Here is a 22,774-nt window from a genome sequence, read left to right on the forward strand (position 1 = left end):
TGGCCGCGGTCAGGGTGGTCTTGCCATGGTCCACGTGCCCGATGGTTCCTATGTTCACGTGCGGTTTGTTCCGTTCAAATTTCGCCTTTGCCATTTGATACTTTCCTCCCTCAAATCAAGTAAGGCCAATACAATATTTTGACATCAATAAAAGTTATTTCCATTATGCCCCGGTTTATACTGCCCAAAATTACAAAAATGTATTTTCGATATTCAAGACAAAATTCCTTCAAAAAATACTCACAGGGTGGATAAATTTTTTAAAACACAAAAAAACCGGCTTACCATTAGCCGGTGTGTTGCTGGTAGCGGCGCAGGGATTTGAACCCCGGACACCACGGGTATGAACCGTGTGCTCTAACCATCTGAGCTACGCCGCCATAAATTATTGGTAGCCAGTAGTCGATAGTCAGGTTATCCTGAAGAGAATTGCCTTAGGCTTTCTTATCTGACTACTCACTACTGACTACCGATTATCGAATCTGGAGCCGCTAACCGGATTTGAACCGGTGACCTCATCCTTACCAAGGATGCGCTCTACCTACTGAGCTATAGCGGCATTTGGTTGCGGGGGTAGGATTTGAACCTACGACCTTCGGGTTATGAGCCCGACGAGCTGCCAGCTGCTCCACCCCGCGACGACAAGGTTGATTATATCATATGCTTTTCATTGGAGTCAAACCCTTTTTTTATGGTAATTTATAAGGGTTTTTGGTGGAGGGGGCAGGATTCGAACCTGCGAAGGTGTCTACCGGCAGATTTACAGTCTGCTCCCTTTGGCCGCTCGGGAACCCCTCCATATTCGCTGTTTAAGATTCGAGATTCGATGTTCGATTCGATCTGCAAGCAATTTGTCACTGGGTTAATTTGCTTTTTAAATCCAATTTCGAACTTCAAATTTCGAGAATGGAGCCGGCGATGGGACTCGAACCCGCAACCTGCTGATTACAAATCAGCTGCTCTGCCAATTGAGCTACGCCGGCAAGAGTCTTAACTCAGGCGCAAGATATATGTTAACAGAAAAAGAACCAGGTGTCAATACCAGCCGGGCTGCATAATATTGACTTTTTACACCCGAAAGCAACAAAAAAGGATTGCTTCCGGAGGATAATCAATTAAAACGGTCGCATTTCCCGGGCTAAATGCTTAACCCGGCCTAAAGATGGCCGGGCAGTCAATTAGCCAGTCAGTTAAGCTTCTCTTTTTTCAAGGTATCTTTCCAGTTTTCGTTTAACCCTCTGCAGGGCATTGTCAATGGATTTTACGTGCCGCTTAAGATCCTCCGCTATTTCCTGGTATGATTTTCCTTCAAGATAGGACATCAATACCTTCCATTCCAGAGAACTTAGTATTTCACCCATTTTTTCTTCAATATCGTCAAATTCTTCCCGGCTGATAATCAACTCTTCCGGGTCGGTGATTTTGGTGCCGGAAATCACATCCAGCAGGGTACGGTCCGAATCTTCGTCGTATATTGGTTTGTTCAGTGATACGTAAGAGTTCAGGGGTATATGCTTCTGACGCGTAGCTGTTTTTATGGCGGTAATTATTTGACGGGTAATACAAAGTTCGGCAAAGGCCCTGAAGGAAGATAATTTGTCCATCCTGAAGTCGCGAATAGCCTTATAAAGACCGATCATGCCCTCCTGGATGATATCCTCCCTATCGGCTCCGATAAGAAAGTACGAGCGGGCTTTGGCCCGGACGAAGTTCTTATATTTATTTATAAGATATTCAAGGGCCTCGTCGTCGCCTTCCCGGGCATAATCCACCACATCCTCGTCAATCATTAAATGAAAACCGCCGGCAACCTCCCTCTGGACATTCAGGCTCACAATATCCCTCCCGCTAGGTGTGTTGCAGACCTCTCCACAAACACAATAAAAATAAAAAGCCTCGCTCCGTTATCTAAAACATAAAGCCGGGCTAGCACTGTCGTCTGACATCAGAGTCAGGTAGTATTTAAACACCCTCCCTGCGGTCCAAGGGCACCGCCGATATTGCTTTACATCCCTTGTCATCAGACATCGCGGGTTTGCGCAATCCAACGCCAAAGTTAAACGGATTAAGGCAGTGTATAAATATATTGCTTTTGAAAGACAAGCTTATTATATCCCAGGTTAAAAAGGCTCGTCAAGATAAATTGAACAACACTTTAACCTAACCTTTCCTGCGCCGCCATTTCTCCAACGCGCTTCGTATCTCATCAACCAGCCGGTTCTCCAGATAGGAATCGGAAGGAGCCGTGGTCTGGTATTTCTGCTCGCCCTCTTTCTGCAGCCTCTTAATCCTTTCCAGCAATTCCCTGGGGGTAAGCCTGTACGCGCCCCGGCCAAAAACAACCCTTTGCTCGTCCCAGTCCAGGGTGGCCACGGAAACCGAGGAGCGGTCCGGCAAAGCGCCAACCAGTTTTTCAATTACAGTGTCGGCGGTTTCGCCCTCCTGGGTATAAATAACCTCCACCCCGCTCACCACTTCGGCATGCTCCAGGTTGTTTTTAACCAGATGAGCGTCAAAAACCACAACAACCCTATCTCCGCTTAAAGCGGCATAGTTTGAAAGCATGTCCACCAGTTTATCCCTGGCGTGAGCGAGGCTGGTTTCCTTCAGCTTTTGCAAAACCGGCCAGGCATGTATGATATTATAGCCGTCCACGATGAGATAATCCGTCATTATTTGCCCGTCCCCTCTGCCGTAAAACCTCATAGCAAAGAAGAGCCGCAGCCACCGATGCATTGAGGGAGTTGACCCGGCCCAACATTGGCAGGCGAACCAAAAGGTCGCATTTTTCCCTAATCAGCCTGCCCAACCCCTTTTCCTCGCCCCCTATGACCAGGGCCAGGGGGCCGTCCAGGGCGGCGTCCCAGTAAAGCTGGCCCTCCATGTGGGCTCCCGCTATCCATATTCCTTTTTCTTTCAGCATGTCTATGGTACGGGCCAAATTAGCAACCCTGGCCACCGGAACATATTCCACAGCTCCGGCGGAAGACCTGGCCACCGCCGGAGTGAGGGCGGCGGCACGCCTCTTGGGAATAACCACGCCATCAACCCCGGAAGCGTCGGCGCTTCTCAATATAGCCCCCAGGTTGTGCGGATCGCTAATTTCATCAAGAATAACCAGAAAAGGGTTCTCCCCCGCCTTATCCAGAATATCGTCCATGTCCGTGTATTCCCGGGCGGAGGTAAAAGCCGCAACCCCCTGGTGAGGCACCCCGCCGGACAGTTTGTCCAGCCTGACCCGGTCAACCTGCTGAACGGGTATCCCGGCATCCCGGGCAAATTTACTTATTTCCCGCAAAGGAGGTGACAGCGCCTCCCCGGCCAGCAGCACTTTGTTTATGGGTCTTCCGGCCCTTAGGGCCTCCCGTACGGGGTTTCTGCCAAAAATAACATTATCCGTATCATAATCCAGGGCCATATAATTCCTCCGATCCAGGCAAGGGGGCACACCTTTTAGGCCGGTTTATATTCCCATTTGTCAGCTTGTTCGGCAAGCCGGCAAGATCACCGGCTTCCAAACAACTTAGCCCGGGGATGTCCCCATCAAGGAAAATAATTTATTCATTATTTTCTACGATCTTAAAAACCCATTGCATAATAAACCCGAGACGTTCCATATTTCCCCTCAAAAACAAGTACCCGACCAGGCTTTCCAACCCCGTGCTCTGGCGGTAAGCGGTCACACAGGTGCCGCGGTGCGCATGTCCGCTTTTGGCATTCCGTCCTCTTTTGGCAATTCTTATTTCCTCTTCGTAAAGCTGGGACTCCAGCGTCCGCAGCACCTGGGCCTGGGTGTCGGCGCGAACGTATTTCACGGCTTCCCTGTGCAGCCGGTTGGCCCCCACAATTCCCCTGGCAATCAGGTGGCGGCGAACAGCCAATTCGTAGACAGCGTCTCCCACGTAAGCAAGTTCCAGGGGGGAGAGCTGATTCACCTGCTCCAAATCAAGGGGCTTAAAGATTTTATCCAATCCCCCTACCCCTGTTTCTTCCAGCGGACCCCCTTCGGGGTATCCTCCAGTATGATGCCCAGTTTTCCCAACTGGTTTCTCAGGCTGTCCGCCATGGCGTAATCTTTGCGTGCCCGGGCTTCCTGCCTCATATTTATAATAATATCAATCAGTCCCTCCACCAGGGCGGAATCAGCCCCGGACTGCGCTTCCAGTATTATGCCGCCCGCACGATCCGTTTTAAACAACCCCAGCACGGAGTTAAAGGTTTTAATCACTTCCAGTGCTCTGCCCAGGGCCTCCATACCGGCGCCGCCCTCCCGGGCAGCACCGTGCAGATAGGCATTGATTTCCGCCACCGCGTCAAATAGTATACCCACGGCCAGGGCGGTGTTAAAATCATCGTCCATGGCGTCGTTAAACCTGGACACTTTTTCCGACAGGCCGTCAATCAAAGCTTTATCTTCATTTGACACACCGGGCCGGGGATTTGTTTTAACGGCTTCTTCCAGTGCCCGAAGGCAGTTTTTCACCCTCTCCAGTCCCCTTCCGGCGGCGGATAATTTTTCATCGTCAAAATCCAGAGGACTGCGGTAATGGGTGGAAAGAAGGAAAAAGCGCACAATTTCCGGTGGAAATTTATCGAGAATTTCCCTTACCAAAAAAAAGTTCCCCAGGGATTTGGACATTTTTTCCTGATTTATGGTAATAAATCCGTTATGCATCCAGTAGCGGGCAAAGGGCTGCCCGGTGGCCGCCTCGGTCTGGGCAATTTCATTTTCATGGTGCGGGAAAATAAGGTCGAATCCCCCGCCGTGAATATCGAAATTGTTGCCCAGATATTTCACCGACATGGCCGAGCACTCAATGTGCCAGCCGGGACGGCCGGCCCCCCAGGGACTGGTCCAGGAAGGCTCCCCTTCCTTGGCTGCTTTCCACAGGGCAAAATCCATGGGGTGTTTTTTTCTGCGGTCCACCTCCACCCTGGCACCGGCCTGCATATCCTCAAGGGAGCGGCCGGAAAGTTTACCGTACCCCCTGAATCTGGATATGTTATAATACACATCCCCATCAACCACGTAGGCATATCCTTTATCCACCAGGGTTTTCACCATGCCCACAATATCATCCAGGTGCTCGGAAACTTTCGGGTGCACATCGGCCCTCATAACGTTAAGGGCGTCGGCGTCCCGGTAATACTCCTCAACATATCTTTTTGCCAGACGTATGGGATCTTCGCCCTCCTCCCTGGCCCTGTTGATAATCTTGTCATCTATATCGGTAAAATTTTGAATGTATTTGACCTTATAACCTTTGTACTGCAAATACCTGCGCACCGTGTCGAAAAACACCAGCGGGCGGGCGTTACCCAGGTGAATGAAATTATATGTGGTGGGACCGCAAACATACATGGCCACCTTGCCCGGTTCCCGTGGGGCAAATTCCTCCTTTTGCCTGGTAAGCGTGTTATATATCTGCATCCTTTAATTTGCCTCCTTCACAGGTATCCAGCCCCGGAGCCGGAGGTATTCCCGGCGTTTTTTGCTCCAGTTCCCGGACGCGTTTCTCCAGCTGTTCTATATTTAGCAGCAGGCAATTGATAGTTTCGGAAATCGGGTCCGGCAGCTGGTCGTGGCGAAGATCAATATCAGCTTTGGAATCTTCCACCCTGCGTCCATCCTTCATGACCATCTTGCCGGGCACACCCACCACCGTGCTGCCGGGGGGCACCGGCTTTAGAACCACCGAACCCGCGCCTATCTTTGAATTGTCTCCCACGGTAAAGGAGCCCAGCACCTTTGCGCCGGCGCTAATGACAACATTATTTCCTATGGTGGGATGCCGCTTTCCTTTCTCCTTGCCGGTCCCTCCCAGGGTAACACCCTGGTACAGGGTAACATTATTGCCTATTTCAGTGGTTTCCCCTATCACAACGCCGGAGCCGTGATCTATAAACAACCCCTCGCCTATTTTGGCCCCGGGGTGTATCTCAATGCCGGTTACAAACCTGGAAAACTGGGAAATCATTCTTGCTATCAGAAACAATCTCCTATTGTAAAAAAAGTGGGCCAGGCGGTGCATCATGATGGCATGCAGCCCCGGATAACACAAAAGCACCTCCAGGACGTTTTTGGCCGCCGGATCCCGCTCAAAAACAGCTTTTATTTCCCTGCGCAGCCTTCCGAACATACCGTCCTCCTCCCGGCCAGCCTTTATCCTAAAAGCGGCGGCAAAATCTCAATATAATAAACCTCTATTCGGTTTTAATTATATCCAGGGCATGTTCCAGCCGGCTTAAAGTTTTTTCCCTGCCCAGCAGGGGAATCACCTGGTAAAGCTCCGGTCCGTGGGTTTCACCGGTAAGAGCCACCCTGAGCGGCATAAAAATCTGTTTTCCCTTTAGGCCGAGTTCTTTGCCCAGAGACTTCAAAAAAGTTTTTACAAAATCCTCGTCCACTTTCTCCGCTGAATTTATCCTATCCCTGGCAGTCAGGAGAACATCCGCAACCCGCTCCTGCCCCAGGATATCCCGGGCTTCCTCATCAACAGGTTCCACTGTGGCCGCAATAAACTTCTCCATATGCCCATTGATTTCGGAAAGGCTGGAGAGATAATTTCGCACAGTGGCTACAAACATTTTTAGCCACTCTTGTTTTTCCCCGGTGATATCTCCCTCCAGATAGCCTCCCTGGCGAAGAAACGGTATTGACAGTTCGGTTATTCTTTCCAGGCTGCTCTGCCGTATGTAGTGGCCATTCAGCCAGTTCAGCTTTTCCATATCGAACACGGCGGGGCTTTTTGCCACCCGGTCCAGGGAAAACTGCTCCTTTATATCCTCCAGCGAGAAGATCTCGTCCTCCCCCCCCGGGGACCAGCCAAGTAAAGCCAGGAAGTTAACCATGGCTTCCGGGAGATACCCCATGCGCTGATACTGCTCAATGGAGGTGGCGCCGTGCCTTTTGCTCATTTTGCTGCGATCCTTGCCAAGTATCAGTGAAATATGGGCAAATTCCGGCACTTGCCAACCCAGGGCGTTGTATATCAGTATCTGCCTGGGTGTGTTGGAAAGGTGTTCCTCCGCCCTGATGACATGCGACACACCCATGGTAAAGTCATCTATTACCACGGCGTAATTATATGTGGGGATGCCGTCGGATTTTACTATTATAAAGTCCCCTATACCGTCCGTTTCAAAGGAAACCTCTCCCCGCACCCGGTCATGAACCGTAACCGTCCGGCCTTCGGGAACCCTAAACCTCAACACGGGTTTTCTGCCCTGGGCTTCAAACCTCGCCCGGTCCCGGTCGCTAATATTTCTGCACCGGCCCAGGTAACGGGGCAATTCTCCCCTGGCCAGCAGTTCTTCACGCTCCGCCGCCAATTCCTCTTCGGAACAATAACAATAATAGGCGTGGCCTTCCTCCAGTAATTTTTTGGCATACTGCCTGTATATATCCAGCCGTTCCGTCTGCCGGTAGGGGCCGTTCGCCCCCCCCACCTCTATGCCCTCGTCCCAATCCATTCCCAGCCAGCGCAGGGCGGACAGTATATTATCCTCCGATTCCCTGGAACTCCGTTCCAGATCAGTATCCTCTATACGAACAATAAAAGTACCACCGTGATGACGCGCATACAGCCAGTTAAACAGCGCCGAACGTGCGCCTCCTATATGCAGCGGCCCGGTGGGACTGGGCGCGAATCTAACTTTGATCTTAGACAAAAAAAGAAACCTCCTAAAATTTACGATTTTCGTGCATATTATATCATTTCGCCATTTACCCGGGCAACTTTTTAACAATTATGGCAACGGCGTAAGAGGCGATACCCTGGCCGGTTCCGGCAAAGCCCAGGCCTTCTGTGGTGGTGGCTTTGACATTGACGTTACCCTTTTCCGTACCCAGGGCAAAGGCGATGTTTTCTTCCATTTGCGCTATGTAACCTGCCAGTTTCGGGGCCTGGGCCACCACCACCGAATCAATATTACCCACCGCATATCCGGCTTTTGCTATTATTCCGCCGACCCTTTCCAGCAGCAGCAGGCTGGATATGCCTTTGTACTCCTGATCCGTATCGGGAAAGTGCCTGCCGATATCCCCTTCCCCTGCGGCCCCAAGCAAAGCATCCATTATCCCGTGCACCAGCACGTCAGCGTCCGAGTGCCCCGCCAGTCCCCTGGCGTAAGGTATCTCCACCCCGCCAAGTATGAGCTTTCTGTCCTCCACCAATCTATGCACATCGTAGCCGAATCCTATTCGCAAATCCAACCACCCTCCGACGTGAAATATGGAGTTTTCATAAAACGATTCTGTTGACATTACAAAGTTCCAAAGACATACCCTGTTGCCACAAGCACCGCCTTCCTGCACATGCGACAAAGGAACCGTCCCCTTGCCATCTCTTGCCATACCTTTTTATTGTCATAAAAACCGTTTTTTTACATGCTTTTCAACAAAGCCTCCGCTATGTATATATCTTCCGGGGTGGTAATCTTTATATTCCGGTAAGAACCCGGAACAAGCTTGACCCTGTGCCCCATCATTTCTACCAGAGACGCGTCATCGGTGGCATTTGCGGCGTCCACCGCCCGGCGGTGGGCCTCCAGCAACAGGGAAAAGGAAAACCCCTGGGGGGTCTGGGTCAGCCACAGCCTCTCCCGGTCAGGCGTGCTTTCCACGAAGCCCTGGCCGTCGGCCTGTTTCACCGTGTCCTTCACCGGCACCGCCAGGGTTGCCGCCCCATGCTCCCGGGCAGCCGCCGCCACCGCCTCTATTTCCCCGGGGGTCACCAGGGGCCTCGCCCCGTCGTGAATCAGCACCGTGGCGCAACTAAATGGAACGGCCAGCAGCCCGTTCATCACGGACTGCTGGCGCACATTGCCTCCGGGAACCACAGCCCGGAGCTTATTAATTCCCCAGTTTTTTAATATAATATCCCACTCCCCAAATTTTTCGGGTGAAATCACCAGTATTATACCGGTAATCACGGGGGTTCTTTCAAAGGCTGCAAGGGTGCGCCGCAAAACCGGCATCCCGGATAACCGAATAAACTGCTTATCCGGCCCTTTCATACGGGTACCGCGCCCGGCCGCCACCACCACTGCAAATACTTCAGCCACCAAAATTCACCTCGTTAAGACTAAGCCCGCTGTCTTTTCTGTCGCCGGTACGGGGTTTGGCAAAAATCATCCTGCCTGCGGCAGTCTGAAGCACGCTGGTTACGACCACATTAATGGTTTGCCCCATATATCTCCTGCCGCCATCCACCACAATCATTGTACCGTCATCCAGGTAGCCAATGCCCTGGCCTGATTCCTTACCATCCTTCACCACCTGCACCACCATCTCTTCACCGGGCAGAACCACAGGTTTTACAGCATTGGCCAGTTCGTTTATATTTAGCACCTTTACCCCATGGAGTTCCGCTACTTTGTTAAGGTTATAATCGTTGGTCATTATTTTGCCGGCCAGACGCTGGGCCAGCTTAACCAGCTTGGTATCAACCTCGGCGTTTTCATCCAGGCCTTTATTGTTCTCGTATATTTGCACCTTGATATTGGTATCCTTGCGCATTTTATTAAGTATGTCCAGGCCCCGGCGGCCCCGGTTGCGTTTTAGCAGGTCCGACGAGTCGGCTATATGCCTTAATTCCTCCAGCACAAAATTGGGCACCAGCAGGGTTCCCTCAATAAAACCGCTCTCACAGAGGTCCGATATGCGGCCGTCAATAATAACACTGGTATCCAGTATTTTAAGATTGGACATTTTGGCTTCTCCCTTGAGAGGCTTTTCTTTGCCAAGCCGGGTAATGCTGCCGAAAAGTCCCAGTATTTCTTCTCTCTTTTTTACACCCACGCTAAGCCCCAGGTAGCCCAGCAGGATAGTTATCAGAATCCAGATTACTTTGCCGATAAATCCCAAAAAAGACAAAAGGGACCCCAATAAATTAGCAATTATAAGTCCGAGAATAAGGCCCACAGAACCCATTACCAAATCCTGTGGCGGTGTTTTTTGAAGCCATTGTTCTATAAAGGCGGTTAGCCAAAGTGAGCCGCGTATAATCCACGGCGCGAGCAGCAGGCCGACCACCAAACCCACCAGCGCGCCCAGGCCCATTATACCGAATTTCAACTCCGGCAAACCGGATGGCAGGGTAACGAGGTTTGAGCCGGAAACGAAGACGCCTGCATAAAGACCGGCCGCCATAAAAACTAGCACCAAAACAAAAAAAACCACTCTTTTAATCACTATTTCACCTCCCTTCATTTAGCCGGGGACATTATACTTTGGGGATATTCCTCCGAAGGAGACGCATCCCCTTTCCCTCTTCGAAGGTATGTCCCCTCACTTCTTAAGGAGGAATGTCTCCTATCCTTTTCCGGCGGTGTGTCCCCTCCCCTAATCATATTATTTACATGAATTACCTATATTATATTTCTTATCAAGTTAATTCTTCAACAACCAAATTAATATTAATCAACGGATAAATTGGATTATCGGGCGCCCTGTGCAATTTTCAATCAGTATACTGAAATAATCGGGCAGGAGAGGGCGGCAACACCCGTTCGGAACCTTTCACCCCATAGATGACGCCCATGCCGGGCGCATTCTAAAAAAGGTACGTCAGTATCTACTGACGTACCTTTTACGCAAAAGCACTGTCAATAAGCGATTTGGCCTTGTCCTCCGCCAGTTCGGTGGCCAGCACCAATTCACTTATTAATATTTGCCTGGCATTCTCCAGCATTTTTCTCTCACCTGAGGATAACCCCTTCTCCTTCTCCCTATTTATAAGGTTTCTTACCACTTCCGCCACCTCATAAACGTCCCCGCTCTTTATTTTTTCAAGATTGGCACGGTACCGGCGATTCCAGTTGGTGGACATGGAACTGCTCTGTTCTTGTAAAATGTCTATAACTTTACGAACTCCCTCGCTGTCGATTACCTCTCTCAACCCCACTTCCTTGCAGTTGCTTATGGGAATCATTACCTTCATATCACCCACGGGAAGACGCAAAATATAATACTGCCGCTTTTCTCCGAGAACTTCCTTTTCTTCGATGGCTTCTATGATTCCTGCCCCGTGCATGGGGTACACGACTTTATCCCCTATATTGTACAATGCCGGACCCCCTTTAGATTTAATCGCATAATTAGTATAGCATAAAATACATGCTATGTCAAAAGACTATAATTTTAGCACAGCTCCACAATTGTGTCAATAAGTATTTTGGGATGCACCAGTTTGACAGGACAAGCAGCGGACAGGTATAATGATGCAAAGTTAAAAAATTTCAATCAATCAAAGGAGTGAAACCGTTTTGATCAAAGATGCGCATTACGACCAATTTCAAAACACGGTTTCAGAGCTTCTTATTTGCAATAAAAGCATTCTTGATATAATGGCCAAATTCCAGGAATCTAACGCCCGTTTAAACCGTGCAATTGTTAAATCAGTAACAGGGTGCGGCTGTACTCAAATTGACGCGTCGAAAAAGGAAATACCGGAGAACGCCTCTTTTGCAGACTTAAAAAACATTCTGGACTCTCACCTAAAAGGCGAGCTTTGTGAAAACTGCAAGGATATGGTGGAAAAATCAATAGGCAATTCGCTTTTTTACCTGGCAGCCATATGCAATTTACTGGATTTAAATCTTTGCGATATAATCAGGAAAGAACAAAAGCAGCTAAAAATACTTGGCCTTTATAATCTGGCCTGAAATAGGCGAAGACAGGTATCAACATGAAAATACCTGCGGTATAAGGTCAGGGGACACACCTTTTTAGGCTGTGGACATCCTTGCCTTTAACAGTTCAAGCCGGGTTGGCTAATTTCCGGTTCTCCCATCGTTTTTTCGCGAAGGGATGTCCCCGGCGTATATATGTCAAAGGGCACGCCTTCTTAAGTTCCCCCCGCACGGTTACATCTTCGGGAAGATGCTTTTCCGCAATTTACCAGTTATGCCTTTCCTGGCCAAGCTGCTCCCTGTATCTGTTGAGACCTTCTTTTATGGACCTCGCCCTCACCTCGCCGATACCCTCCACGGCATCCAGTTCCTGTATGGTGGCGTTTAGGATTTTTTTCAGGGAACTGAACTCCCGCACCAGATTTTCTATAACCGGAAGCGGCAGTCTGGGCATCTTTTCCAGTATCCTGTATCCCCTGGGATATACAGTCTGATCCAGTATGCTGGTGCTGCCGGGGAAACCCAAAGCCCTGGCAATCAGCGACAGGTCCAGCAGGTCCTCCGCAGGCCAGCTGCTGATCATCTCCAATATTCCTTCAGGGGATTTGCCTTCCGACATTACCGCATAATCCTGTATAACCAGCAGCCCTTCGTCCTCCACGTTGGCCACCAGCTCTTCCATCTGCATGGTTATCAGCCTGCCTTCAACCCCCAGTTCACTGATATACCGCTCTATTTCCTTGACAACCCGGAGCACCATTTCCACCCTCTGAATAGCCTTGGCAACATCAAAAAGGGTTACCGCCTCCTCAAACTCCAGTATGCTTAAATCCACCAGAACCCGGTCCATCACGTTTCTATATTTCTCCAGGGTTTGTATGGCCTGGTTGGCTTTAGTCAGAATTACCCCCAAATCCCTGAGAACATACTTTATATTGCCCCTATAGACAGTTATTACCCCCCGCCGCTGGGAAATGGAAATAACCAGGGAATCAGTCTGTTTGGCAACACGCTCGGCTGTCCGGTGCCTTATACCTGTTTCACTGGACGGAATGCTGAGATTGGGAACAAGCTGGGTATTCGCCGCGTTGATTTGCTTTATATCCTTCGCCAGTATGATTGCGCCGTCCATTTTGGCCAACTCATACAAATTGGCGGGGGTAAAGGGAGCATTTACAGCAAAACCGCCCTCGGAAATCTCCAAAATATCCGGGCCGTCCCCTATAACTATCAGTGCCCCGGTTTTTGCTTTTAATATGCTCTCCAGCCCTTCCCGCAGGGGTGTTCCCGGAGCCACCGTTCTTAATACCTTTAAGAGCCTATCTTCCAAATTTCTCCCTCACCCTCGAACTATAGAGCAATTTCCAGTGCTTCAGCCAGTGTATTTGCTTTAAATATGTTTATTGACTGCAATGCCGAAATTTCTTCCGGAATTTTTTGATCCGGCACAATACAGTTTTTAAATCCCAGCCTGGCAGCCTCCACTATCCTTTTTTCAAGATATGACACCGGTCTAATTTCCCCGGTCAATCCTATCTCACCCATGGCCACAAGTCCTTCCCTTACGGGTATATCCCTAAAGCTGGATGCCAGGGCCAGGGCGACTCCCAAATCAACCGCGGGCTCGTATAATTTAGCCCCTCCCACAGCGTTGACATAGGCATCCTGACCGCTTAAATTTAATCCCACCCTTTTTTCCAGCACGGCCAGAATCAGTACCACCCTGTTATAGTCCAGACCGGCGGTCATTCTCCGGGGGGTGCCGAATCCCGTGGGTGAGACCAGGGCCTGAATTTCCACCAGCAGAGTCCTGCTGCCCTCCACATTGGGTATGACAACGGAACCGGCCACATTTCCATCCGGATGATTCATCAAAAACAGCTGGGAAGGATTATGCACCTCGGCCAGCCCGGCGCCTTCCATCCGGAAAATCCCTATTTCGCTGGTGGAGCCGAACCTGTTTTTGACACCTCTTAAAATCCGGTAGGAATAATGAGTATCCCCCTCGAAATACACCACCGTGTCCACCATATGCTCAAGCACCCTGGGCCCCGCCAGCATGCCCTCCTTGGTAACATGACCCACCAGAAAAACCGACGTACCCGAAGTCTTGGCCAGGCGCATCATTTGTGCCGCACATTCCCGAACCTGGCCCACGCCCCCCGGCGCTGAGGGCAGGTCGGCTTTATATACCGCCTGAATGGAATCCAACACCACCAGATCCGGGCGTATATCCCTGATATTCACGTCAATAACATCTATATCGGTCTCGGCAAGCAAGTAAACGGATTCTCTGGACAAACCCAGCCGGGAAGCCCTCATCTTTACCTGATGAGCGGATTCCTCGCCTGTGGCGTACAGCACTTTTTTCCCCGCATAGCCCACCTTGCCGGTCACCTGCAGCAGCAGGGTGGACTTTCCGATGCCGGGATCTCCCCCCAGCAGAATAAGGCTGCCCGGAACAATGCCGCCGCCCAGAACCCTGTCAAATTCAGCAATGCCTGAAGAAAAACGCTCCTCACCGGCGGGGGGTATTTCAGCCAGCGTCATGGCCCTGGAAGCCTGTTTCTTTATTTTATGGGAAACAATGGCAGCCTGCTCTTCCACCAGGGTGTTCCATTCACCGCAGCCCGGGCAGCGGCCCAGCCAGCGTGAACTGATATAACCGCAGCTTTGGCAGCTGTATCGAAATTTTGCGACCATATTTATAATATCCCCTGGAATTAATAATACTTAATTATTATAACATTTCGTTAAAACAGTTCTCAATATGCCTGCCGGCAGAATTAACCATTATATTACAAAAAATGCATGAACATTTACCCCCCCGGCCCATAAGGATATAATATAAATCCGCCGTTTTTGCCTCCGGCGGATTTATATTTAACAACAACAGTATTTTTCTTTACCGGAATTATTTAGCCCCGGCAGCCGGGCAATAACTTCAGCGCTTATTCCGCCGCAAGAAAAACTATCTGTTTATCCCTGGCGTCAACAACAATTTTATCGGATTTATTAAAAGCACCTTTTAACATTTCTTCCGCCAGCCGGTCTTCAATCTGCCGTTGAATAGCCCGGCGCAGCGGACGGGCCCCATAGGTTTCGTCAAATCCCTCCACGGCAAGCAATTCCTTGGCCGCATCGGTTACCTTTATTTCCATACCGTGGTCGCTTAACCTCTCAGCCACGTCTTCCAGCATCAAGCCCACAATTTCCTTGATGTGTTCCCCGCCAAGGGAATGGAAGACTATAATCTCATCCACGCGGTTTAAAAATTCCGGCCGGAATGTCCTTTTCAACTCGTCCATTACCTTGGATTTCATGTTCTCATAGCCGGCCTCCTGCTGGTTTCCGGTACGGAACCCCATGGTGGCTTCCCGGCGGATGGTGTTTACTCCCACATTTGATGTCATAATAATTACGGTGTTTCTAAAATCCACCGTTCTGCCCATGGCATCGGTGAGGCGGCCATCTTCCAGCACTTGCAAAAGTATATTAAAAACATCAGGGTGGGCTTTTTCAATTTCATCCAGCAGTACCACTGAGTATTGCTTGCGGCGGACTGCCTCGGTAAGCTGGCCTCCCTCCTCGTAGCCCACATATCCCGGAGGAGCGCCCACCAGCCGGGACACTGCGAATTTCTCCATATATTCGCTCATATCCAGACGGATCATGGCATCCTCGTCACCAAACAGCGCCTCCGCCAGTGCCCTTGCCAGTTCTGTTTTACCGACCCCGGTGGGTCCCAGGAAAATAAATGATCCCACAGGTCTTTTGGGGTCCTTCAAACCCGCCCTGGCCCTTCGCACAGCCTTGGAAACCGCGCTTACCGCTTCATCCTGGCCCACCACCCTTTGATGCAGCACTTCTTCCAGCTTCAAGAGCCTTTCACTTTCTCCCTCGGCCAGTTTCTTCACCGGAATGCCGGTCCAGCTGCTTACAATATGGGCGATATCTTCCTCCGATACGCTGAGTTCTCTATTCTGCTGGTTCTGTCTCCAATTCTGCCTGGTTTCCTCCAGTTCCCCCTTGAGTTTAAGCTCCTGGTCCCTCAGTTGGGCCGCCTTTTCAAACTCCTGGCTGTTGATGGACGCTTCCTTTTCTTTGCGGGTTTCTTCAAGCCTTTTTTCTATATCTTTGATGTCCGGAGGGGCCGTAAAAGCCTGGAGACGCACCCTGGACCCCGCCTCATCCATCAGGTCGATGGCCTTGTCCGGCAAAAAGCGATCCGTTATATACCGGTCGGAAAGCCTTGCTGCCGCCAGCAGGGCCTCGTCTGTGATATGCACCCTGTGGTGGGCTTCATACTTGTCCCTGAGCCCCTTCAGTATGTCTACCGTTTCATCCACAGTGGGCTCATCCACATTTACGGGCTGGAACCGTCTCTCCAATGCCGAATCCTTTTCGATATGCTTGCGGTATTCATCCAGCGTGGTGGCCCCTATGCACTGTAATTCTCCCCTGGCCAGCGCCGGTTTAAGGATATTGGCCGCGTCTATGGCCCCCTCCGCGGCGCCGGCGCCAATGATTGTATGGAGTTCATCAATAAAAATTATTATATTCCCGGCTGCTGTGATTTCTTCTATGGCTTTTTTAAGCCTCTCCTCAAACTCACCGCGATATTTGGTTCCCGCCACCATGGAAGCCATATCCAGGATAACCACCCTTTTTTCCAATAGCACCTCGGGAACATTTCCCGCCACAACCCTTTGGGCCAGACCCTCAACTATGGCTGTCTTACCCACGCCGGGCTCTCCGATAAGAACAGGATTATTCTTGGTGCGGCGGCTCAATATCTGAATGACCCTTTCGATCTCCTTATCACGGCCCACCACCGGATCAAGCTTATCTTCCCGGGCCATCACGGTCAGATCCCTGCTGAACTGATCCAGTACATTGGTGTTCGCGGCGGTCTGATGCGGGCAGGAGTGCCCCTGCTGCTGCGGAGGCACGGGTCCTCCAATCATCTGCATTATTACCCGGCGCAGCTTATCCTGGTCCGCGCCCATCTCATTAAGCACCATGGCTGCCACACCTTCGCCCTCCCGGATTAAACCGAGCAAAATGTGCTCCGTGCCCACATAACTGTGCCCCATGTTCCTCGCCTCATCCACGGAAAGCTCCAAAACCTTTTTTCCCCTGGGGGTAAGGGTAACCTCCTGCAGTTCACCCTGCCCCTTCTCCACAAGCTGCTCCACCATGGCCACAACCCTCTGTGAATCTATACCAAGGGCGGCAAGGGCCTTGGCCGCTACCCCCTTGCCTTCCCGCATCAATCCCAGCAAAAGGTGTTCCGTGCCCACATAGGGGTACCCCATTCGCCTTGCTTCATCCTGTGCAAATACCAGCACTTGCTGTGCCTTTTGGGTAAATTTGCCAAACATTTAACACACCTCCTTAAGCAAGCTTTTCACGTATCAATTTTGCCCTCTGAACATCTCTTTCAAAGGGTGACAAATCTTTGCCGGACATTTTAAGCAAAAAAGCCGGCCTGGTCATAATCATCAATTCTGTAATCAAATCCGGGGGTATTAAATCGATAATATTTAAATCCCTGCCCAGGCGCAAATCTGAAAAAAGCTTCATGGCCTCCTCGGAAGTTACTATTCCGGCATGCTTAAGAATGCCCCAGGCACGCCCCACCCTGTCTTCCATATGTTCCCGGCGCTCCTTAAACAGCGCCTGCCGGGCGGATCTCTCACTGGCTATAATTTGCCTGGCCACGGAAACCATACCCGCGATAATATCTTCCTCTGTCTGCCCCAGGGTAATCTGGTTCGATATCTGAAAAAGATTTCCGGTTGCTTCCGTGCCCTCACCATAAAGGCCTCTTACGGCAAATCCAAGTTTTGACACGGTGGACAACACCCCGGAAATCTGATTTACCAGAGCCAGCCCGGGAAGGTGGAGCATAAGCGACGCTCTAATCCCGGTTCCCACATTGGTGGGGCACGCCGTTAAATATCCCAGCTTTTCATCAAAGGCATAATCCAGTGTTTTCTCCAGCACGTCATCAATACTGCTCAGCCGGTGCCACGCCTCATGAAGCTGCAATCCCGGAAGAAGGCACTGTAGTCTCAAGTGATCCTCTTCGTTGATCATGATACTGACCGACTCATCATTATTTAACACAACAGCCTTATTCTTGTAATTCTCCAGCAAATCCGGGCTGATCAGGTGTTTTTCCACTAGTATTTGCCTCTCCACAGGAGTCAATTCACCCATCCCGGTCATTTCCAATATGCCTATCCCCTGGTCCGCCGTATTATTCACGGCCAGCGATACAGCCTGAATTACCTGCTCCGCAGACTCATCGGACAACTGGTGGGGAAAAGGAAATTCCGCCAGGTTTCTTGCAACCCTGACCCGGCTGGATATTACAACATCGGATTCAGCCCCGTCTCCGGTGGTCCAGCAACTCCGGGCGGCGCTCACCGTCTCCTTAATTGACACAGGCATTCTCCTCCCCGCCCAGTTTCTTTTCCAGCTCTTTAATCTGATCCCGGAATTGGGCAGCCAATTCGAATTCTTCTCTCTCAACGGCTTCCTTTAAGCTGTTCTTTAGTTTATTAATCTGATTAGTAATTTTTACCTTACCACCGGTACGCTCGGGAACTTTGCCGGTATGCCTGTTGTTACCATGAATTCGCCTAAAAACCGGCTCCAGTTTATCGCCAAATTTACTATAACATTCACCGCAGCCCAAAAGCCCCTGCTGGGCGAACCTTCTCTCCGAAAGGCCGCACCTGGGACATATTTCTCCTTCGCTTACCGCCTGCTGAATCCCCTGCTGTCCGAAGGGGTTGGTCAATTGGTGGTGAAACAGCCCTGCCAGCAGGTTATGCAGATTCATTTGAGGCAAAAAACCGAAATTTTCGGTTTGAAATTCCCTGGCGCAGGGTTCGCATAAATTCATTGTTTTTTTCTGATTGTTTATGATCTGTGTCAGATGAACCGTAGCCGGCCTCTGTTTACAACGTTCGCATTCCATTACCCAAAATCTCCTTTTAGATTAAAAATAGATTCAGGCCTTTTGGCTGGAGCCTCATTTAAGCAGAGCCACCAGCATGGCTTTTAATATACTGGCCCTGAGATTATCCCTGGCTGGCAGAGACATCCTCAAAACATCCCTGTTAACCGCCGCCTTCATAATTTCCAACTCCCTGCGGGTAACCAACTCCTCTTCCCACAGCCTGCCAATAATGCCTTCGGCGCCCTGCTGGGTTATATCATCCCCGATAAGCCGGCTCAGATAATTAACCAGCACCGATTTTTCGTCCAGCTCCAGCTTAACTATTCTTACGTATCCCCCGCCGCCCCGGCGGCTCTCCACCAAATAGCCGTGCTCCATGGAAAAACGGGTGCTTAAAACATAATTAATCTGGGAGGGTACACAGCTGAACTGCGTGGCAAGTTCATTGCGTTGAATTTCAATCTGCCCTTGCCCGGCTTTCTCTATTAATTTCTTCAAATACTGCTCAATAAGATCCGATATATTGGACATTTAATTAAAGTCACCCCCCCGGTGTATGAATATCATGGGTTTGATGTTGCCTGACATTAACCTTATTATTGACCTTCACTGACTAATATTCAAACCCTGTATAATATAATATTTCCCCATTAGCTGTATTTTTTTTCGCCTTTCTTAAAAAATCTTCAAAATACACAAAAAAACAGGTTTAAGACCTGTTTCAAATAAAATGGCTCCTCGAGTAGGATTCGAACCTACAACCTACCGGTTAACAGCCGGTTGCTCTACCGTTGAGCTATCGAGGAACGGATAATTTATCAATTATAGAATTTGAACAATATGAATTTTACCATGGCGCTCTTTTGTAGTCAAGGATAAATAGCGGTTAATTTCCGGTAACAGAGGCAATTCCAAACATAAGAACAGATTAATAAATTTATTATATCCTAAATTTTTCCACAGAATTCTGCAATCTATTGGCGATATCCGCAAGCTCCTGGGTAGCCGAGGCAATTTGTTGAACTGTTGAGGTTACCTGCTCGTTGCTGGCGGACAATTGCCGCATGCCCTGACTGGTCTGCCCGGCACCCAGATTTATCTCCTCAACCAGCCGGATGTTAACTCTAACCGCCTCAATAATGTCCGTCAAAGCTGTTTCCGCCCGGGAAGCCAGCCGTACCCCGTCATCAACTTCGGTAACGCTTTGTTCCATTGATTGAATGGCCACATCAACACCCGACTGAATCTGTGTTATCAGATGGCTTATTTCCTTTGCCGCGCCGGCGGATTGTTCAGCCAGTTTCCTGACCTCCTCCGCCACCACTGCAAAGCCCCTGCCCTGCTCACCGGCCCGGGCAGCCTCAATGGCGGCGTTTAGAGCAAGCAGATTGGTCTGCCCGGCAATACCGGTAATTACATCAGTTATGTTGCCTATCTTTACCGACAATTCTCCAAGGCTCTGGACTGATTCATTTACCTTGACGGCCGAGGTGGATATGGAATTCATTTTGTCAATGGTCTGCTTAACCGTTTTCCCCCCGGATTCCGCCACCTCAACCACTTTCCTGGACTCTTCGGCTGTCACAGCCGCATTCTTCAGACTTTTTTCCGCCATCGCGGCCACCTCACCGGTGGTGCCGGCCACTTCCTCCACCGTTGCGCTGACCTCTTCACCCGATGCGGCCAGTTCCTGGCTCTGGGCTGCCAATATACCTGCATTTTCCACTATATCCGAGATGAGTTTTTTTAACTGGGCTGCCATGTTATTAAGCGACCTGGCCAGTTCCCCAAGCTCGTCGCCGGACTTTACATCTATATCCCTGGTAAAATCACCGCCGGCGAACCTGCCCGCACCACCCACCATGCCCATAACCGGACCCTTTATTGACCTGGTTATAATTATACTCAGCATCACGCAGATAATAACAGCCGCAGCAGTTATTATTACCGAGGCGGAAACGACCTGGCCCACATTTTCTTCCGTTGCCTCGATATTGTTTAAAAATACGTCCTTATGGCTGGCCACCAGACCTTTTAGAATTCCTGTAAGCTGTTCCGTAACGGGCACGAGGGTCCCCGCGATACGGCTCACCTCCGCCCGTGCCGCCTGTATTTCCGCCATATCCGTGGCGCTGTACTGTTTTTCAATTGCCGGTATTAAATCATTGGTTATACCGTTATGGTAGCCGGTGGTTACCTCGATCAATTTTTTCACATCATCCCTTTTGTCTGCGCCGGTTACGTCCAGCAATGTCCTTTCCATTTCTAAAGTAATATTTATTTCCTTATTGTAATTGTCTTTGAATTTAACATTACCGTAGGCTATGTATCCCCGAATGCCAGCCACCGCATTGTAGAAGTGAATTTCTATGTCCTTTTGCAGGGCTAAATGCTCGTTAATAACCTTAACATTTTCCACGTCTTTTCCGATTGCCCTGGTTAAATAAATTGAAGTTGCGCCCATTGCCACAAGCAACAGAAGTAAGACCAAAAAACCGGACATTATTTTAGAACCTATTTTCAGTTTCATAACGCACCTCCTATTAAGGTCAGGGGACACACCTTCCCAGGCTGCCACAATTTCTTTCCTCTTATCAAGCCGGATTGCGTTAACCTGTCCACTTCCTTTAATTTTTTCCGGAAGGAATGTCCCCAATTGATGTCAGGGGACACACCTTCCCAGGCTGCCACAATTACTTTCCTCATTATCAAACCGGATTGCGTTAACCTGTCCACTTCCTTTAATTTTTTCCGGAAGGAATGTCCCCAATTGATGTTGATTAATTATTATAAAATGGTGTAATATTTTGACTATTTCGACTAAAATCAAATTTTACCTTTTAAAAATTAACAATTATTTAATAAAACCCATTTAAGGCGGCTAAAAATCCGGGATTTCGTCCGCACTGCCCATAAGCTTACCGATATCCGAAGGAGCCGGGCAATAAAGATCCACGGTATCCCCCGTAACAGGATGCAAAAATTTTATCCGCTGCACGTGGAGGGCATGCCTGCAAATATAATCACTTCGCCCGCCGTAAAGTGTATCCCCTAAAAGTGGATGCCCCATATGACTCAAATGGACTCTGATCTGATGGGTGCGCCCTGTTTCCAACCGGACCGCCAGCAGACTGGCCCCTATGCTGGGCAAGGTCCTTACTACTTTATACCTGGTCACAGCGCTTTTACCTTGCCAGGAAACCTCCCTTTGCACTATGCTGCCGGTTTTCCTCGCTATGGGAAAATTAATAATGCCTTCGGAAGCAGGCATATAGCCTTCCACCACTGCAATATAGGTTCTCAGCATGGTGCGTTCTGTTAACTGACGCAGCAGCTTATTATATGACAATCTATTTTTTGATATTAGCACTAAGCCCGATGTATCCCTGTCTATACGGTAAACAGGTCTAAATACCAGAGCTTCACGGTTTTTGTTCAGCCAGTGATAAATCACCGCATTGGCCAGTGTTCCCCCCGGTTCGCCGGTAAGGGGATGAACCAGCATGCCCGAAGGTTTGTTCACCACCATTACTTCTTTATCCTCAAATAATATTTCCAGGGGTATGAACTGGGGTTGTATATCACTACCTTTTTCGCTGATTTCAATAGTTATAACATCCCCCGCCCGCAGTTTGTGCGCCATTAAAACGGGAGTTCCATTTACAATAACCGCCCCGCTTCTTTTTATCTTCCGCAAAAGCCCCCTGGAATAACTCATATGCTGTTTCAGAAAGGATTCCACGGAACGGTTTTCATAAATTTTATCAACAATGATTTCCATATTTTCGCTCCAAATTTTCAACTTACCCGCTGGGAAGTCCCACTCCACCGCCTTCCCTACTAACGAAGCCGGAGCAAAGGAAGGGGTAGTTTACTAAACATATTATAATCCCTGCGGCCGTATTAACACAGGCGAAAAAGGTGTGGCTACAGCCTCATTAAGGGAAATATCCCCAACATATAATGTCCCCCATAATAAAAATGCCTAACGGCATAACCGTAAGGCAAAAATGGGTTGGGAACCTGAAATAATAAAAAAATACACACCTTTTTTAAAAGGTGTGTATTCTTATTAAAATTTATTCCGGCGACGACCTACTCTCCCAGGGGTTAACCCCAAGTACCATCGGCGCTGAAGGGCTTAACTACCGTGTTCGGGATGGGAAC

21 protein-coding genes, 6 tRNA genes and 1 rRNA gene are annotated in these 22,774 nt (G+C 49.6%); 1 reads left to right on the plus strand and 27 read right to left on the minus strand.

Annotated features, from left to right (window positions below; translation table 11 throughout):
* The 17 genes from DCCM_RS17905 to DCCM_RS17985 all read right to left on the minus strand — a co-directional run.
* Positions 1-94 (minus strand): GTP-binding protein (locus DCCM_RS17905; RefSeq protein ID WP_018590913.1); only part of this gene is annotated, 94 nt, incomplete at its 3' end.
* Between the two features lie 209 nt (positions 95-303).
* Positions 304-380 (minus strand) — tRNA-Met (locus DCCM_RS17910).
* Positions 381-483: 103 nt separating this feature from the next.
* Positions 484-559, minus strand: a tRNA-Thr gene (locus DCCM_RS17915).
* A gap of 3 nt (positions 560-562) precedes the next feature.
* Positions 563-638: transfer RNA gene (locus DCCM_RS17920), tRNA-Met, on the minus strand.
* A 74-nt stretch (positions 639-712) separates the two neighbouring features.
* Positions 713-798, minus strand: a tRNA-Tyr gene (locus DCCM_RS17925).
* 109 nt (positions 799-907) lie between these two features.
* Positions 908-983: transfer RNA gene (locus DCCM_RS17930), tRNA-Thr, on the minus strand.
* A 207-nt stretch (positions 984-1,190) separates the two neighbouring features.
* Positions 1,191-1,835, minus strand: coding sequence for an RNA polymerase sporulation sigma factor SigH (gene sigH / locus DCCM_RS17935; RefSeq protein WP_104373762.1), 645 nt, complete (start codon positions 1,833-1,835; stop codon positions 1,191-1,193).
* Positions 1,836-2,160: 325 nt separating this feature from the next.
* Positions 2,161-2,673: an NYN domain-containing protein gene (locus DCCM_RS17940; RefSeq protein WP_104373763.1), complete on the minus strand. Its 513-nt coding sequence runs from the start codon at positions 2,671-2,673 to the stop codon at positions 2,161-2,163.
* Positions 2,642-3,418, minus strand: a complete 777-nt coding sequence (rlmB, locus tag DCCM_RS17945) for a 23S rRNA (guanosine(2251)-2'-O)-methyltransferase RlmB (protein WP_104373764.1) — start codon at positions 3,416-3,418, stop codon at positions 2,642-2,644. Before rlmB ends, DCCM_RS17940 begins: the two co-directional genes overlap by 32 nt.
* A gap of 139 nt (positions 3,419-3,557) precedes the next feature.
* Positions 3,558-3,971 carry a Mini-ribonuclease 3 gene (locus DCCM_RS17950; protein WP_231702848.1) on the minus strand — a complete coding sequence of 138 codons (414 nt, stop codon included), beginning with the start codon at positions 3,969-3,971 and terminating at the stop codon, positions 3,558-3,560.
* 5 nt (positions 3,972-3,976) lie between these two features.
* Positions 3,977-5,431, minus strand: coding sequence for a cysteine--tRNA ligase (gene cysS, locus DCCM_RS17955; RefSeq protein ID WP_104373765.1), 1,455 nt, complete (start codon positions 5,429-5,431; stop codon positions 3,977-3,979).
* Positions 5,418-6,140 (minus strand): serine O-acetyltransferase, encoded by a 723-nt coding sequence (gene cysE / locus DCCM_RS17960; RefSeq protein ID WP_104373766.1) that lies wholly within the window; start codon positions 6,138-6,140, stop codon positions 5,418-5,420. Before cysE ends, cysS begins: the two co-directional genes overlap by 14 nt.
* Positions 6,141-6,204: 64 nt before the next feature.
* Positions 6,205-7,671, minus strand: a complete 1,467-nt coding sequence (gene gltX / locus DCCM_RS17965; protein ID WP_104373767.1) for a glutamate--tRNA ligase — start codon at positions 7,669-7,671, stop codon at positions 6,205-6,207.
* Between the two features lie 55 nt (positions 7,672-7,726).
* The gene (ispF, locus tag DCCM_RS17970) at positions 7,727-8,209 is read right to left on the minus strand and encodes a 2-C-methyl-D-erythritol 2,4-cyclodiphosphate synthase (RefSeq protein ID WP_269433768.1); all 483 of its coding nucleotides are present in this window, start codon (positions 8,207-8,209) and stop codon (positions 7,727-7,729) included.
* Between the two features lie 176 nt (positions 8,210-8,385).
* On the minus strand, positions 8,386-9,066 hold the full coding sequence (gene ispD, locus DCCM_RS17975; RefSeq protein WP_104373778.1) for a 2-C-methyl-D-erythritol 4-phosphate cytidylyltransferase: 681 nt from the start codon (positions 9,064-9,066) through the stop codon (positions 8,386-8,388).
* Positions 9,059-10,195, minus strand: a complete 1,137-nt coding sequence (locus DCCM_RS17980; RefSeq protein WP_104373779.1) for a PIN/TRAM domain-containing protein — start codon at positions 10,193-10,195, stop codon at positions 9,059-9,061. The genes ispD and DCCM_RS17980 overlap by 8 nt, the downstream gene beginning before the upstream one ends.
* A 397-nt stretch (positions 10,196-10,592) precedes the next feature.
* The gene (locus DCCM_RS17985) at positions 10,593-11,069 is read right to left on the minus strand and encodes a CarD family transcriptional regulator (protein WP_104373769.1); all 477 of its coding nucleotides are present in this window, start codon (positions 11,067-11,069) and stop codon (positions 10,593-10,595) included.
* A 202-nt stretch (positions 11,070-11,271) separates the two neighbouring features.
* On the opposite strand from DCCM_RS17985, the gene DCCM_RS17990 reads away from it, so the two are divergent.
* Positions 11,272-11,667, plus strand: coding sequence for a DUF1573 domain-containing protein (locus DCCM_RS17990; RefSeq protein ID WP_104373780.1), 396 nt, complete (start codon positions 11,272-11,274; stop codon positions 11,665-11,667).
* A gap of 232 nt (positions 11,668-11,899) precedes the next feature.
* Here DCCM_RS17990 and disA read toward each other — a convergent pair whose 3' ends face one another.
* From disA to rrf, 10 genes are all read right to left on the minus strand, one after another.
* Positions 11,900-12,964 (minus strand): DNA integrity scanning diadenylate cyclase DisA, encoded by a 1,065-nt coding sequence (disA, locus tag DCCM_RS17995; protein WP_104373770.1) that lies wholly within the window; start codon positions 12,962-12,964, stop codon positions 11,900-11,902.
* 20 nt (positions 12,965-12,984) lie between these two features.
* Positions 12,985-14,337, minus strand: coding sequence for a DNA repair protein RadA (gene radA / locus DCCM_RS18000; protein ID WP_104373771.1), 1,353 nt, complete (start codon positions 14,335-14,337; stop codon positions 12,985-12,987).
* Between the two features lie 248 nt (positions 14,338-14,585).
* Positions 14,586-17,018, minus strand: coding sequence for an ATP-dependent Clp protease ATP-binding subunit (locus DCCM_RS18005; protein WP_104373772.1), 2,433 nt, complete (start codon positions 17,016-17,018; stop codon positions 14,586-14,588).
* Between the two features lie 13 nt (positions 17,019-17,031).
* Positions 17,032-18,087: a protein arginine kinase gene (locus DCCM_RS18010; protein WP_104373773.1), complete on the minus strand. Its 1,056-nt coding sequence runs from the start codon at positions 18,085-18,087 to the stop codon at positions 17,032-17,034.
* Positions 18,077-18,625: a UvrB/UvrC motif-containing protein gene (locus tag DCCM_RS18015; protein WP_104373774.1), complete on the minus strand. Its 549-nt coding sequence runs from the start codon at positions 18,623-18,625 to the stop codon at positions 18,077-18,079. The genes DCCM_RS18010 and DCCM_RS18015 overlap by 11 nt, the downstream gene beginning before the upstream one ends.
* 54 nt (positions 18,626-18,679) lie before the next feature.
* On the minus strand, positions 18,680-19,138 hold the full coding sequence (locus DCCM_RS18020; protein WP_104373775.1) for a CtsR family transcriptional regulator: 459 nt from the start codon (positions 19,136-19,138) through the stop codon (positions 18,680-18,682).
* A gap of 200 nt (positions 19,139-19,338) precedes the next feature.
* Positions 19,339-19,413, minus strand: a tRNA-Asn gene (locus DCCM_RS18025).
* Between the two features lie 134 nt (positions 19,414-19,547).
* The gene (locus DCCM_RS18030; RefSeq protein WP_104373781.1) at positions 19,548-21,137 is read right to left on the minus strand and encodes a methyl-accepting chemotaxis protein; all 1,590 of its coding nucleotides are present in this window, start codon (positions 21,135-21,137) and stop codon (positions 19,548-19,550) included.
* Positions 21,138-21,488: 351 nt separating this feature from the next.
* Positions 21,489-22,388, minus strand: a complete 900-nt coding sequence (locus tag DCCM_RS18035; RefSeq protein WP_128739188.1) for an RluA family pseudouridine synthase — start codon at positions 22,386-22,388, stop codon at positions 21,489-21,491.
* A 301-nt stretch (positions 22,389-22,689) separates the two neighbouring features.
* A 5S ribosomal RNA gene (rrf, locus tag DCCM_RS18040) occupies positions 22,690-22,774 on the minus strand; the annotation flags it as partial.

It is taken from the genome of Desulfocucumis palustris (genome assembly GCF_002933875.1).
GTDB classification, from domain to species: Bacteria; Bacillota; Desulfotomaculia; order Desulfotomaculales; family Desulfocucumaceae; genus Desulfocucumis; species Desulfocucumis palustris.